This window comes from Rhodococcus sp. DMF-1, from assembly GCF_021441945.1.
In the GTDB taxonomy this organism is placed as follows: Bacteria; Actinomycetota; Actinomycetes; order Mycobacteriales; family Mycobacteriaceae; genus Rhodococcus; species Rhodococcus ruber.
Window position 1 is genome coordinate 61,074 of sequence record NZ_CP090443.1, and the last position, 13,194, is coordinate 74,267.

Sequence of the window (13,194 nt, forward strand, 5' to 3'; positions counted from 1 at the left end):
GGCACCTCGGAATGTGTCAAGCAGTTTGAGTCCAGTGGGTGTCAGGCGGCTGCCGTTTCGTCCTCCACTGTGGTCTCGGGATGGTCGGCTGGCCGGTTGATGTAGACGGTGTCGGGTAGGTCGAGGATCTTCGGCGCCGCCGCGGTGCCGAAGCGGTGTGGATGCTGGGCGCGGGCGGTATCGAGTACCCGCCGGCGTTCTGCGGACTTGCCGGCGGCCAGGCCGAAGTGGACGTCGGCGGGCGTGTGCAACCCGATTCCGGTGTGGCGGTGCTCGTGGTTGTACCAGTCGGTGAACTCGATCATGAATTCCCTTGCTTGACTGAGGGATCCGAACCGTTCGGGGAAACGATGCCCGTACTTGAGGGTTTTGAACATCGATTCGGAGTACGGGTTGTCGTTCGAGACCCGCGGCCGCGAATGCGAACGGGTGACCTCGAGATCAGCCAGCAACGTGGCGACGGACTTGCTGGTCATCGACGTACCACGGTCAGCGTGCACGACCTGCGGAATCCCGTGTACGGCGAAGATCTGCTCCATCAACTCCCGCGCCAGCAGACCCGATTCGTGAGCGTGAACATGGACTCCGACGATGTACCGCGAGTAGATGTCGATCATCACGTACGCATCGAAGTAGCGGCCCTTCTCCGGCCCGGCAAGCTTCGTGATGTCCCACGAGTACACCTGCCGCGGCGCGGTCGCGACCAACTCCGGGCAGGTCCTCGCCGGATGCCTCGCGAGCCGGCGACGCTCGCTGACCTGCGCATTCTCGCGCAACACGCGGTACATCGTGGACACCGAACACAGGTAGATGCCCTCGTCGAGCAGTTGCGCATACACCTCGAGCGGAGCCTGATCGACGAACCGATCACTATTGAGCACATCGAGGATCTGCTGCCGCTCGAGGGCGGTGAGTTTGTTCGCCGGCTCGGTCGCGGGCCCGTGGGCGACGTCGAGTGTCGGCGCGGAGGCTGCGGTGCGCCGCCGGACTGCGGTCGAACGCACCACACCGGTCAGCGTGCTGGCCGTCCTCGTCGACACCCCAGCTTCGGCCAGCTCGGTCCACGCTACGGTCAGCGCTTGTTCGGCTTGTCGTCGAAATCCGCTCTCTCGGAGAGAGATTCCAAGAGAGCGTGAGCTTTTCCCATGATGTCCAGTGCGGCCTCGGTGGTGGTCAGTCTCTTGTTTGCGCGGGCGAGCTCCTGCTTGAGTCGGGCGATCTCGGCCTGCTCGGCGGTGAGTTTGCCGATCTTCGTGCCGGGTTGCTTGCCGTCGAGCACGCCGGCGTCGCGTTGTTTGCGCCACTCGCTGATCAGCGACGAGTACAGGCCTTCACGGCGCAGGTATGCCCCGCCTTCGTTCGTCTCGCAGGCCTGTTCGTACGCGTCCAGGTGGGAGAGCTTGTCGGCGGGGCTGAACACGCGCCGGCGGGGTCCGTCGGCTCGGGGGTGAGTGGAGACCATGCGGTCATTGTCCTCGACCGCTGTAGGGGTGGACATCGTCATCGTTGGGTTGATCCGTATCTCGCCCTGCAGGCGGGGTTGCTGTGAACCAGTGGACTCAACTCATGCTGACACGCAGGGAGATGGCTCATGTGAATCCTGTGTGGCGTGACACATGCAAGCCGGTCTACCTCACAGCACCGAACGTGCCACCCGATCGCAGGTTGTAATTGCGCAAAACGTCCTCAAGCAGATGCACTGCATTCAACGCAGGAAGCAGCGTTGTGCCGTAACTGCTCGTCATTCGTACATGCTGCACACTCGGATCGGCAGTCGCGCACTCCTCGCGCTCCGACGCACCCAAATATGCCCACGGACGACCATGGGCGAATCCCGAGCAGAGTTGCCAGACGAACAGAACCCGCGCTGCCGAATGCGTCTGGGCATACTTCACCGCTGTCGTACTTACATAGCCGGTCCCGATTAGGTCACGCGGTAACCCCCGCTGGTCGGCAACTTCAAAGACTTTCTGGCGCTTCGCTGCAAGATCAAACGGCTGCCCGATTTCCGTTGCGGCGGCGTCCTGCTCAATGTAGTTCTTCATATACCAGCGAAGCGCACGCGTAACACGTTCATCCCGAGCTCGGGGATGAAGAATCCAGAATGCAGCGGAGAACGTCTCCAACGCTGCTCTGGCAAGGAAAAAGGTGCAGCTACATGCAGAACGCGATCAGTGACCACCAACTGCCGAAGCGCGTGTAGGTGATCGATTCCTGCGGTGAAACACATTCGCACCGCATGGGAGACGTGATAGGGCAAAGAGGCTGCATCATCCCCAGACAACGAGGTGCCGGAGGCAACACTGAAATCGCTGCGATCCCCGATTCGCTCGACATACCGGTCAATCCTCGGTGCGATTTTATTCCACGCGGCAATGGTCTCTTGCCCGTCTATCTCCACAACTGGCAGAGTAGGCGACTTAGGGGTCGTGAATCGTCCTAACCTCAATCTTTCGTGCGGCCTGCGTGCTGGCCTGAGGGTCTTCGGATTGGGTGTGGAGATCGCGGAGCTGTCGTGCGGCCACGGCCGGCCGCCCGACACGGTCGGGTGACGTCGGGGTCCACGGCCCCGACGATCGTTCCTTTCGTCTCGATCGGACAGATACGTGCAGGTCACCCGGGCGCAGGAAGTGCTGCGAGTCGGTTCAGTCCGGCGACGAGAACGTCGACGTCGGGAGCTGTCTTGGCCAGCCGCAGCCGTACACGGCGGGCATGCCGAACGACCTTCCCGGCGATCGACAGCAGCCGCAGCCGCTTCGGCAATGCTCACCCGTTCCGGGAGGGCAACGGCCGCACCCAGCGGGAATTCTTCGATCAGCTGCTGTCCGAGTCCGGTCGTGGCCTGGCGTGGAATCTGATCGACAAGTCCGTGCTGCACCACGCCTGTCATGTCGCCCGCGCGGACGGCGATCTCGACCCATTGCGGGAGATGTTCGCGGGGATCGTGGACGACGAACCCGCCTACCTCTACGACTGACCGACCTCCTCGGTCACCGTGTCGTCGAGCAGGGCGAGCAGCTCGGCGAGCAGTGTGTCGGCCCGGTCTTCGATGTCGTCGAGGATGTCGGTGACGTCGTGCAGATCCTCGTGCGCGGTACGGCGGGCGGCGACGCCGCGCTCGTAGTAGCTGGGATCGAGGGTGATGTCCTGTGTGAACATCTCGCTCCCGTCCTCCGAGTCCGAGTGTGGCGCTCGAATCGGCAGCGGCCGGTGCAGGGGCATTGGTCCGATCAGGTGTGCCCGGACCAGGGTGGCGATCGACGGCGCGGTCATGGTGAGGGGCATGAGGGGGTGTGGCCCCAGCGGTCGATGGGGGTCAGCAGTGGCCAGGTGCGGCGCCGGTCGGGCACCGCGGTGCCGAAGGGTTCGGCGGGTCCGGTCAGGTGCTGGGCGAGCAGGCGCGTGTTGGGGTGCGCATCGAGGAAGGCTTGGATCTCGGCCCAGTCCCGATACACCGCCACCACCTCGACCCCGGCGACCGCACTGGTGAGCTGCACCGGGTGGCCGTCACCGGTGTCGACGTGCACGAGGCCGTCGACGATCTCTAGGTCACCGCGACGCAGCCGGCCGATCTGCGCGAACCCGAGCCCGGCTGCGGCCAGCACCAGCAGGAGTCGGTCGCGGCGGCCGAACAGTGCCTGCGGCCATCCCGTCACCGGGATCGCGGGTATTCGGGTCGCGACGATCCGCGTGATCTCGGCGAGGCGTTCGCGGCGGGCGGCATCGAGGAGTTGCCGGATGGTCTCGCTGCGGCCGGGCTGGGGTAGGCCGGCGCGGGTGTGGACGGTGTTGATGACGGTGAGCCGGCGGCGTTGGGTGGCGACGGCGGCGGGGTGGGCGTGGACGAAGGCGGCGACGGTGCGGGGGTCGGCGGGCAGCACCGCATATCCGAAGGCGGTGCACCAGTCGGTGAACAGCGCCCACGGATGCCGATCCCGGGCCGACAGCGTCTCGGCGGGATCGATTGCGGCGGACGCATCGTCGACGGAGCTGGTCATGGCGGTCACAACCCCAAATTCGTCACAGCGTTGTTGATGAGCGGGGCGTGTTCGCGGGCGTACACCTCGAGCATCGCCGGGGTGCGGTGCCCGGTCTGGCGCATGATGGCGTGCGCGTCGGCGCCGTTGCGGAAGGCCTGGGTGACGAACCCGGCGCGCAGCGAATGCCCGCCGAGCTGGGCGACCAGCTCGGGGTCGTAGCCGGCGCGGGCGGCGCGGCGGCGGATCGCGGCATGGACCGCTGCCCCGGACAGCGGTGTGGGGGAGAGGTTGCCGTTCTTGCGGATCGCCCGCAGCAGCGGCGAGTTCGCGATGGTGCGGGGGCGGGGGCCGCGGCACAGGTGCGTGTCGAACGGCGGGGCGGTACCCAGGAGGCGGATGACCGCGGGGCGGCCGCCGGTGTCGAACGCGGCGACCACCTGCGCCCACCGCACATACGCACACGGCGGGCAGCTGGTGTGCGCGGCGGTGTAGGGCAGCGCGCGGATCGCGCCGCGGCCCTCCTGGTCGGTCTTGGATTTGCGCAGCCGCAGGTGCACCCCGTCGAGGCGGTGCAGCCGCACATCGGCGCAGGTGAGAGCGACGAGTTCGCTGCGGCGCAGCGCCCCGGCGTAGCCGAGCAGCAGCAGCGCGGTGTCGCGGCGTTCGAGAACCTCGTCGGCCCACCCAGCGACCTCGGTGCGGGCTTTCTCGACGATGGTGACGATGTCGGCGGTGAGCAGCGGGGCCCGTCGGGCGGGGGCCGCTCCCCGGCGGTGGCGTAGTCGCGGCGGATCCCGGCCATCGTGGCCCGGACCAGTTCGTGGCCGGTGGGGGAGGGTGCCCGGCGGTGCGGTGCTGGTGCGCGATCGCCGCCACCCATTTGGCCAGGGTGGCGGCGCGTACGCCCGCCGCCCGTCCTCGCCGAGGGTGTCGGCGGCGGCGACCAGGTAGGCGGCGACCGTCGCGGGGTGCGCCGGCAGCGCCGGGTGGTCTTCGGCGGCGCACCAGGTGGTGAACCGGCGCCAGGCGGCGGTGTAGGCGCGGCGGGTGCTCGCGGCGCGGGCCGCGGTCACCGCCTGACCGATCCGCGCTTGCACCGGCGCGGCCAGCACCGGCGCTGCGGCGTCCACGGAGGCGGCGGCGGCCGGAGCGCGGGGTTCGGGCCGGGGTTCACCTGGTCGAGGGGCACGCCGGGCACCCTACCGGGGTGCTCCGACAGGGTTGCGGCGGAAAACGCGCTGAGGTGGGGTTTCGGGGAGGACGGTGCGGGAAGGGCAATTCTCGTCACCGACCGCGCACACATCGCGAGTGACAAACTCCCAGGTGGCGAATACGCCCGATTTGTCGACTTTTGTAGGTTCTCAGCGCTCGTACCGGTTTCTCGATTTCGCGCCAGCAGGGAACCCTGAAATGGACGTCTCCCCCAGCTCAGAGAGCTTCATGGAACGAGATAGTCGAATGCAATCAGAGCTCGCCGGGCCCCTCCGCGTGCCTCGTACGCGGCGGCGCGCCTGCAGCCGTTGACCAGGAACTGGGCGAGCGCTCAGGGAGGACGTCGAACGTGGCGAAACAGGTGATCACGCGGCGTTCCTGGTTGGGATTCTATCTTCGCAATTCTCGTCGTACAGGGACTCTCCGTACTTTCGGGATTCGACCCCGACACCATTCCCACAAAATCAACTTATTGAGAAAAGATCACAGTCCTAGATTCCGACTTGAGGTGCCGTGAGGCCAAGTAGTGCTATACCCTCGAACTCAGTATCAGACTATTCGAATGCCGAACCGATTTATGAACCAACAGGTGGAGCCATGAGCGCAACCTCGAGACTGCTGGAGCAGATTGAAGAAATCTATCTCCGAGCAGGAGACGGCATTGACTGCTCGACGTGGACAGACCACGACGTGCACCGAGAAGCTGACCACAGAATCCGGCGAGCCCGCGGGATGCTCGACACTTCAGTATCTGTCGACGCTGTATTCGAGGCAGCGAGACTACTCGGCGAATGCTATCTGATCGCCAAGGAAAAAGCAGAAAAACGGCTAGAGCTAGAAACAAGAAGTATCCTTGCACACGGAATCGGCCGAATGCTTGCTCCCAACAGAGATGAATGCCGTCGGTATGCCAGCCGGATGTTCATTCAGATAGCAGACGAATTTAACAAATCCGGCGTTAGGCGAGACGCCGCCATCGACTACACCAATGCAGCGCTCTGCCTTTTCGAATTGCACAATCCGACCGCAAGCGAACTGGCCGAGGCAGAAAAGCTCTGCCAGAAAACTATCAGGATGCGCGAAAGGAACACTGTCGATTTCGCGTACTCTCAGATGAATCTAGCCGTGGCTAAGAGGATGGCCCTGCCTCTGTCTAAGGAGCCAGACCGAAGAGGTTCTTACGCGCAAATCCTGAAGGAGCTAGATCGCTCCTTCAGGGTGTTCAAGAAATTCTCTCAAGAATCATCCGAGTACAAGTCAAAGTATCACGCAAATGTTGTGCAGACACTCAATGACTGGCTAGCGTACGAGGTATCGGTTTGCGGACATGAGGCAGATAGGGTGGCGTTCTCAAGTCGATCTGATCTCCCAAATCCGGCGGGACTTGACCCAGTATACTACTGCTCGGCTTTACGGTCCAATCCTGCCACGCTTGGGTTCGATTCCACGCCTGAATGGGTGCCCGATCCAGCCGAGGTCGTTCAACGCGCGATGGAAAAAGTAGATCGACTAAATCAGAGACTCACCAAAGCTGAGTCTTACGTTCACGATAGCAGCAAGGGCAACTCGACATTAAAACTCCAAATTTTCAAGCTGCGAACCGCACTGGCAGTAATCGACGGCGATCCGTTGCCCCCGTGGGATGCACTCGATTCTATCTGGGACAGAAAAGACACGGAGTTGTACTTCATCCATGCCTCAAGAATTATCCTCGGAGATTCTTCCGACAAGTCGAACAAAGCGGACAAATACCACGAGCTCCTATTGCGAACATCGAAATGTATCGTCATCTTCCGTAAGACATGGAATGTTGAAGACGTAGTCGGACTGCTCGAACGTAATCCCATGACCTTCCGTATTGCTGCGTGCGAACTTGGTCGAATCGGGTCGTGGGAAGCAGCCTTCCAACTCTTGGAATACTCCCGAGGCCTCAACTCCTCCCGATCTTGGTCTGAAGACCCAGGGAGATACGAGAACACTGAAGAAACAGTAACCTGGGTGCACGTAACGCACAGTCCGCGAGCTACTTATGCTCTCATGCGGCGAGGTGGCAGATTTGACGGTGTGGAGTTTCCAGAGCTGTCGGGAGGAGCATTAGTTCCCCATTTTCAGAAACTCGGTGGAACTGACCTGATTCAGCCAGGGAGGAAAGATCGACAGGCGGCGGTTGGCATCGTTACCAGGATCGAAGACATGTTTCGACCTTTGGCTAGTTGGATAAGTAAGCGCTCAGGGGAAGCTGTTGCGCTCATGCCGGGTGGTTTTTACCAAGCTTTTCCCCTGTGGGCATGCGGTGCGCTGGGCGAGGACTTGACGAGCGGCCGCAAGCGGATTACGACAGTGCCTTCCCGCACAGTCGCAATTCGAAACGCAGAATTCCATAAGTGGACGCCTCAAAGTGGCACGATACTCGTGGCAAACGCCAGCGATGTGCCCGGCCAGAACCCTCTCTCGTGGTCTCGTAATGAGGGCAACGTTGTCGCTGAACTTTTCGAACACTTAGTTCCGGTAGCTATTGAAGACGCAACGACTGGAAATGTCACCCAAGGATTACAAGAAAGCCTTATTTTCCACTTCACGGGGCACTCGACTGCTGAACCTGAACCTAAGGACTCAGCACTTATCACCTACTCGGGCCGTGTCGCGGCTCGCGAAATCCTCGAACTGAAGTGTTCAACACTTCTTGCGGTTTTCGGTTCGTGCGAATCAGGACTTGCAATGAATTTCCAAGACCAAGACGAAATGCTCAGCATTCAATCTGCCGCGTATTACGCGGGCGTCGAGTTATCAATCGGCACCTCATGGCCAATTTCTGACCCAACTGGGTTCTACTTCTCCGCCCGATTTTACGAGCACTTGTCGTCCGCTGTCGAATCTTCTTCGCGTCCGCCAATAGGGGCAGATGTGATTGCAGCTTACTCGAATGCGGTTTCAGATTTAAAGCGAGCGACAAATTCTGAAGTTAGGGATCTGTCGCTGCGCTACGCGATTACAACTATGGTGCCAGAAAATTCCGAAAAGGCGTTCAAGTTTCTGGACTGGGCCGCGTTCGGTATTGTCGGCATCGACAGCAACAAAATTGTTGATGCTCTGGCGTAGGCCTGAAAATTCGGGGTGCTTCACCGAGATAGTTAAAGTAGAGAGCGGATTACGCGATTGCCGCGGCGACATTCGAGGCTGACCTGTACATAATCGTCACAAGCGACAACATCACCACTGAGCTCCTCGGCATCGTCGAGCGCCCACTGAAGACGGCGGCACGAACGGGCACGACGGTGGGGTAACCGTCGAGGCGACGGTCGCCCTCACCGCACTGGTGCATCCAGCCTAGGGTGCACCAAGCTGTGAAAGTGGCGGGCCGAGAGGCCGCAACTTCCAGAACGCTACGGCAGCACTCCGACACTGTCTCCGCCTCGGAAGGGGCTGACCTGGGGGTTCGGGGAGACGGTGCGATAACGGAATTTTTCGAGTTGACGAATGTGACTGTGTTTCCGTCTGTCCGGGTCGAGGTGGCGGGTGAAGTGATCGGCACCGAGATCGGCAAGGCTGCGTTCTCGTCGGAGAGCAGATGCCAGATGATGATCAGGATCGAACGCCCGACAGCGACGATGGCGCGCTTCTTCCTCGTCGTCTGGCGATCCGCCGATACCTGGCACCGAGAAACGTGTCGGTGCGGCCCGCAATCACGGCGGCCTCCCCGAGAACCCGGGCAAGGTAGCGGTTGCCGTGCCCGGTCGAACCGTTGCCCGTGGACTTACCCGCGCAGGAGTGGACACCGGGAGAGAACTTCGCCCAGGAGCACAGGTGCCCGGCGGTCGGGAACCGCGACATGTCCACCCCGATTTCGGCGACAATGATTGCGGCGGCCACCGGCCCGATCCCCGGGATCTCATCCAGTTGCGCCGCCGCCTGCGCGAAAGGGGCCAGCTGCGCCTCGATCTGTTCGTCGACCGCGGCGATGTCGGCGTCGATCGCATCGATCCGGCCCAGCATCCGCGTGAGCAGGAACGCGTGGTGGTCGTCGAAGTGCCCGGCCAGCGCCTCCTCGAGCGGGCCGATCTTCGCCCGCATCCTCGACCGGGCCAGCTGTGCGAGGACTTTCGGATCTCGCTCGCCGGCGATCAATGCGGCCATCATCTCCCGCCCGGAGACACCGAAGATGTCCGAGGCCACGACGGAGAGTGTGATGCAGGCATCCTCGAGCAGGTTCTCGACCCGGTTCTTTTCCGCTCCGCGGGCCCCGACCAGGTCGACGCGGTAGCGGGTCAGATCCCGCAGCTGACGGATCGGACGTGGGGGCACGAAGCTCGGGCGCAGCATCTGTCGTTCGGCGACCTTGCACAACCAGACCGCATCGAGGACGTCGGTCTTGGGGCGTCCCGGCAGATGCTTCACGTCGCGGGCACCCACCAGCCACGGGTCGAGTCCGTGTGCTTCGAGCAGGTAGAACACCGGCTTCCAGTAGTCCGACGTCGCTTCCATCACCACGCGTTCGACACCCGACTCGACGAGGTGGTTGGCCAGTTCGGTCAACGCCCGCGTCATCGTCATATGGGTGGACACCTCCTGCATCCGTTTCCTCCGATTGCCCAAAGCGGGAATCCGGACACAGCACACCACCTCGGCCTTGCCGATATCGAGGGCGGCGACCCGGGAGATGATCTGTTCCTCGTCGTGGGACTCGATCAGCATCGTGTTCTCCTCGCTGACGCACACCGTGTGATCGGGGTGGTCGCCCGTGGGGGTCACCGGGGTGCAACAGAATCTGATCCTCGTGCTCAACAACCAGCGGCAACAGTGAAGGGCCCACGGCGTGACCCCAACGCCCGGCTAGACGACGGCCTCGAAGGACCATAGTGGCACGGCGTCGACGGGCGACCACCACACCATTTTCACCCCGGAACGGGCGTCCCGACAGGGACATGCTGGCTAGACGCCGATTCACGTCATGTAGGTCGGAGGGCGACGCCAGAACGTCAGACATGAAGGGGGAGCATTGCAGGTTCGTGACAGGCGACCTCGGATGTCATTGGACGCAACCGCTGGGTTATCCGTACTTGCCCACGAACAGCGGCCGAGCGCGCTGTTGGCACGCTGTGAGACCCAGCGTTGGGCCCCGCGTAGAGCGCCTCGGTACAGACGGCGAGCGGTGTGATCTTCCCTGATCGATGTATGCGGCGGTGTAGTCCGAAATGTTCCGCCGGCGCGGAGGTTCGGCCATACCGGTGTAGTGGAACCTTCCTGGATGGTTGGGGACGTACAACGGGGCGATCGTCCCGACAGGTAAGGTCGCCGCCATGGAGACGCCCCTTAATGCTTCATCCACGACCGCGGGAGCACTCATGTCCCGTGGACAGTTCAGGGTGCCCCAATTCCAACGTGAATATGCCTGGGAGCGGGACGAAGTGGCCGAATTTTTCAACGATCTGGCGCAATCCCTCAACGAAGACACTTACTTCCTCGGCTTAGTCATTGTCACCGGTGAAGGAACAGTCAAGGACATCGTCGATGGTCAGCAGCGGCTACTCACGCTTACACTCTTAGCGGCTACTCTTTACCATCAGACACGAAAATTTGAACGCAGAGCACTAGCGGAGCGGCTGCAGTCCACCTTTCTTCGATCGATCGATTTTGAATCTGACGCGGAGCTACCTCGGCTTGAGCTATCTTCCGCGCCAGACAATGCAACCCTACAGAAAATTCTAAACCATCCAGCGCACGAATTATCCGATTTGGATGCAAATGAGGAGTCCGTCTCGGGCCTCCTCCTGTCCGCTTACCGGTTGTTGACGGAATGGCTAGAGAAGGATCTGGCATCAAATCCATTCAAGCGGCTGGGAATTTGGGCCGATTTCCTTACAAACAAATTATACTTCGCGGTATTCGCCCATCCGAGCCCCGCGTCCGCATACCGCGTCTTTGAAGTGATCAATACAAGAGGAAAGGAACTAACTACCGCAGACTTATTGAAGAGTTATGTTTTGAGTCAGACCAGCGAGAGTCAGCGAGAGCAGCGTTACGAGGAATGGCAAGACATCTCCCATTCTTTCCGAGAGGAAAACCCTAACGTCTTTGTACAGTTCATTCGTCATGCAGTGACAACAGAGCGAGGCCACGTCCTCCTCGGGATCTTTACGACACGCTGGCCGGTGGGGGCACCAGTCCCCGAAGTCCAATTACCCCTACCGAATTGATCCGTTTACTCCAACACAACTTACCGTTATACCTTCAACTTATGGACCCGACCCGGGAAGGGCCAGCGTCCACCGATCAGCTCGCGGTGTTTTCGGTTTTGAACAGTCTCAACGTCACGTCCGTGCGCCCTATATTGATGGCAATGACCGAGACTTCCAACCCAACCGAAGGTATGCAAGAATTTCTTCGCCTTATAGTTCGAAGAATTGTAGTTGGGAATCTTGGAACGGGAAACGTAGAGCGGCGTTTTGGCCAAGCAGCACAAAAAATCTCCCAGGACCGGGCGTGGGAGCCAGCGCTTGAGGCTCTGAACGATCTGAATCACGATATCGAGGAGTTCAGAAAGCAAGTGCATAGGCGATCGATGAATAAGAATCTGCTGTCCGTATTGCGCCGCTCAGTGTTGCAACGAACCATCACCCCTGAGCCCACAGGCTACCTGTACTTAATCAAACCCCGAGATAGTCGATGGTCGCTGGCCGACGAAGATCGAGCAGCATACTGGGCATCCACCATTGGAAACAGTTTCCTTGCGGAGGAAGCGAGGAGGCCAATGGGAAGTTCAACGTGGGACGGATTCAAGATGGCGCTGCTCCCGTTGGCATCACCAGGCGAGTGGACCGAAAAGATAGCTGCATATGCCGAGTGGGACATTGACGCGATTAGCGAAGTTGGCGAGGAGATGGCACACGCTGCAGCGGAAGTTTGGTATGATTGACGTGAATCCGGACCCGCTTCCATCGGACGCATCGCCGCCTTCGCGTTTATCAGATGTAGCGCTTGACAAAGTCTGGCGGGTGCTTAATAGAAATGTGGGAATCGACTCATTGGGGGAGTTGCGGAACGGTTTAGATGAGGCTGTTCGAAGACCTCCAGTAACAGGAACCCAGGTACTTGCCCTCGGATTTGATACGAATGCAATCTATCGCGTCGGCCTGAACGGAACTCAAGGCGCGGACGCCGTTGATTTTCTGGGACAACAACATCGTGGTCCATTAGTTATACCCGGACAAGCCGTCCAAGAGATTTGGAATAATCTGCTGTCGGGCGTCGAGCCGCAAGCCAAGCGGCTCAGAAAGAAATTTGACGATCTAACCAAAGAAATGGACGCCATTGATCAAAGTACCGGGGAGACGGGAGAAGCAGTCAAAGGCGCGATCGATGAATTGGTTAGGGTGCATGGAGACTGGATTGATCCTGGGGCTCATGAGGTCTTCGATGGAACACTTCAGACACTGCTGACCGTTGGCGATACTGCCTACGTGCCCCGTTCGGAGTTCTACGCCTTGGCGCGTATTCGGAAAGAGACTAAGACCCCGCCAGGATTCCTGGATCCGGTCAATAACCATGGCGACTTCTTTGTCTGGGCCGACTTCCTTTACGGATTAGCTAGAGCGGATCTGACAGATGTTGACGCCGCAATACTAGTTACCAACGATGTGAAGTCTGATTGGAGTAGGAACGGCGTCGCTCATCCTGTGTTGGTCGCGGAGGCGGTAACTGTGGCGGAGGTACCTTTCCGCCTGTGGACAGTGTCTGATTTCCATCGGTATGTCAAAGATTTGCAGACCGCTCTGCCCAACGTCGACAAGGGCGATTCGTCGGGTGAGTCGCAGACCAGACCGTGAAGATGCAGGCACTGACAGGCATGTAGGAGTCCAGTTGGCATAAGGACCGCGCTATCAGCGGGCGTCGCAGCGCAACGTTCGTTGCTGGCGGTGCGATAGTTGAGTGATGACGCTGCGCTGCGGTCTCGGGTGGGGCGGTGTTCATCCTCGATGTTGTCATGGCATTCAGCCCGAGTGAC

Annotated in this window: 9 protein-coding genes and 4 pseudogenes; 5 read left to right on the forward strand and 8 right to left on the reverse strand. The window is 60.7% G+C overall.

Going from position 1 to position 13,194, the window contains the following annotated elements; translation table 11 throughout:
- Positions 1 to 41: 41 nt before the first annotated feature.
- From LZP97_RS26445 to LZP97_RS26460, 4 genes and pseudogenes are all read right to left on the reverse strand, one after another.
- Positions 42 to 1,462, reverse strand: a protein-coding gene (locus LZP97_RS26445) for an IS3 family transposase (RefSeq protein WP_234575247.1) whose coding sequence is annotated in 2 segments (ribosomal slippage) — positions 42 to 1,099 and positions 1,099 to 1,462 — 1,422 coding nt in all. Because the reading frame shifts where the segments join, the coding sequence is not laid out codon by codon here.
- Between the two features lie 166 nt (positions 1,463 to 1,628).
- On the reverse strand, positions 1,629 to 2,045 hold the full coding sequence (locus LZP97_RS26450; RefSeq protein WP_234575147.1) for a hypothetical protein: 417 nt from the start codon (positions 2,043 to 2,045) through the stop codon (positions 1,629 to 1,631).
- Complete coding sequence (locus LZP97_RS26455) at positions 2,042 to 2,401, reverse strand: hypothetical protein (protein WP_234575149.1); 360 nt, start codon at positions 2,399 to 2,401, stop codon at positions 2,042 to 2,044. The genes LZP97_RS26450 and LZP97_RS26455 overlap by 4 nt, the downstream gene beginning before the upstream one ends.
- 212 nt (positions 2,402 to 2,613) lie before the next feature.
- A pseudogene (locus tag LZP97_RS26460) lies at positions 2,614 to 2,754 on the reverse strand (IS1380 family transposase); the annotation flags it as partial.
- Positions 2,755 to 2,764: 10 nt separating this feature from the next.
- Here LZP97_RS26460 and LZP97_RS26465 point away from each other — a divergent pair.
- Positions 2,765 to 2,977, forward strand: a pseudogene (locus tag LZP97_RS26465) (Fic/DOC family protein); the annotation flags it as partial.
- Here LZP97_RS26465 and LZP97_RS26470 read toward each other — a convergent pair.
- The 3 genes and pseudogenes from LZP97_RS26470 to LZP97_RS26480 form a co-directional block, all read right to left on the reverse strand.
- Entirely contained in the window at positions 2,968 to 3,159 is a 192-nt protein-coding gene (locus tag LZP97_RS26470; protein WP_234575150.1) for a hypothetical protein, read from the reverse strand. The pseudogene LZP97_RS26465 and the gene LZP97_RS26470 overlap by 10 nt on opposite strands.
- A 110-nt stretch (positions 3,160 to 3,269) precedes the next feature.
- Positions 3,270 to 3,998: a hypothetical protein gene (locus tag LZP97_RS26475; protein ID WP_234575152.1), complete on the reverse strand. Its 729-nt coding sequence runs from the start codon at positions 3,996 to 3,998 to the stop codon at positions 3,270 to 3,272.
- Positions 3,999 to 4,003: 5 nt separating this feature from the next.
- A pseudogene (locus LZP97_RS26480) lies at positions 4,004 to 5,092 on the reverse strand (tyrosine-type recombinase/integrase).
- Between the two features lie 697 nt (positions 5,093 to 5,789).
- Between LZP97_RS26480 and LZP97_RS26485 the strand changes: the two are divergent.
- Positions 5,790 to 8,291, forward strand: a complete 2,502-nt coding sequence (locus LZP97_RS26485; RefSeq protein WP_234575153.1) for a CHAT domain-containing protein — start codon at positions 5,790 to 5,792, stop codon at positions 8,289 to 8,291.
- Between the two features lie 284 nt (positions 8,292 to 8,575).
- Here LZP97_RS26485 and LZP97_RS26490 read toward each other — a convergent pair.
- Positions 8,576 to 9,884 (reverse strand): annotated as a pseudogene (locus LZP97_RS26490) (IS110 family transposase).
- A 605-nt stretch (positions 9,885 to 10,489) separates the two neighbouring features.
- Between LZP97_RS26490 and LZP97_RS26495 the strand changes: the two are divergent.
- The 3 genes from LZP97_RS26495 to LZP97_RS26505 all read left to right on the forward strand — a co-directional run bounded on the left by LZP97_RS26495 (position 10,490) and on the right by LZP97_RS26505 (position 13,015).
- Positions 10,490 to 11,386: a DUF262 domain-containing protein gene (locus LZP97_RS26495; RefSeq protein WP_234575155.1), complete on the forward strand. Its 897-nt coding sequence runs from the start codon at positions 10,490 to 10,492 to the stop codon at positions 11,384 to 11,386.
- Positions 11,387 to 11,529: 143 nt separating this feature from the next.
- Positions 11,530 to 12,105 (forward strand): hypothetical protein, encoded by a 576-nt coding sequence (locus tag LZP97_RS26500; protein ID WP_234575156.1) that lies wholly within the window; start codon positions 11,530 to 11,532, stop codon positions 12,103 to 12,105.
- Positions 12,098 to 13,015 carry a PIN-like domain-containing protein gene (locus tag LZP97_RS26505; RefSeq protein ID WP_234575158.1) on the forward strand — a complete coding sequence of 306 codons (918 nt, stop codon included), beginning with the start codon at positions 12,098 to 12,100 and terminating at the stop codon, positions 13,013 to 13,015. The genes LZP97_RS26500 and LZP97_RS26505 overlap by 8 nt, the downstream gene beginning before the upstream one ends.
- Positions 13,016 to 13,194 lie beyond the last annotated feature (179 nt).

Coding starts and splice junctions, on each gene's coding strand:
- LZP97_RS26505 (WP_234575158.1), top strand. CDS start 12,098: ATGATTGACGTGAATCCGGACCCGCTTCCATCGGACGCATCGCCGCCT.
- LZP97_RS26450 (WP_234575147.1), bottom strand. CDS start 2,045: ATGAAGAACTACATTGAGCAGGACGCCGCCGCAACGGAAATCGGGCAG.
- LZP97_RS26485 (WP_234575153.1), top strand. CDS start 5,790: ATGAGCGCAACCTCGAGACTGCTGGAGCAGATTGAAGAAATCTATCTC.
- LZP97_RS26495 (WP_234575155.1), top strand. CDS start 10,490: ATGGAGACGCCCCTTAATGCTTCATCCACGACCGCGGGAGCACTCATG.
- LZP97_RS26475 (WP_234575152.1), bottom strand. CDS start 3,998: ATGACCAGCTCCGTCGACGATGCGTCCGCCGCAATCGATCCCGCCGAG.
- LZP97_RS26470 (WP_234575150.1), bottom strand. CDS start 3,159: ATGTTCACACAGGACATCACCCTCGATCCCAGCTACTACGAGCGCGGC.
- LZP97_RS26500 (WP_234575156.1), top strand. CDS start 11,530: ATGACCGAGACTTCCAACCCAACCGAAGGTATGCAAGAATTTCTTCGC.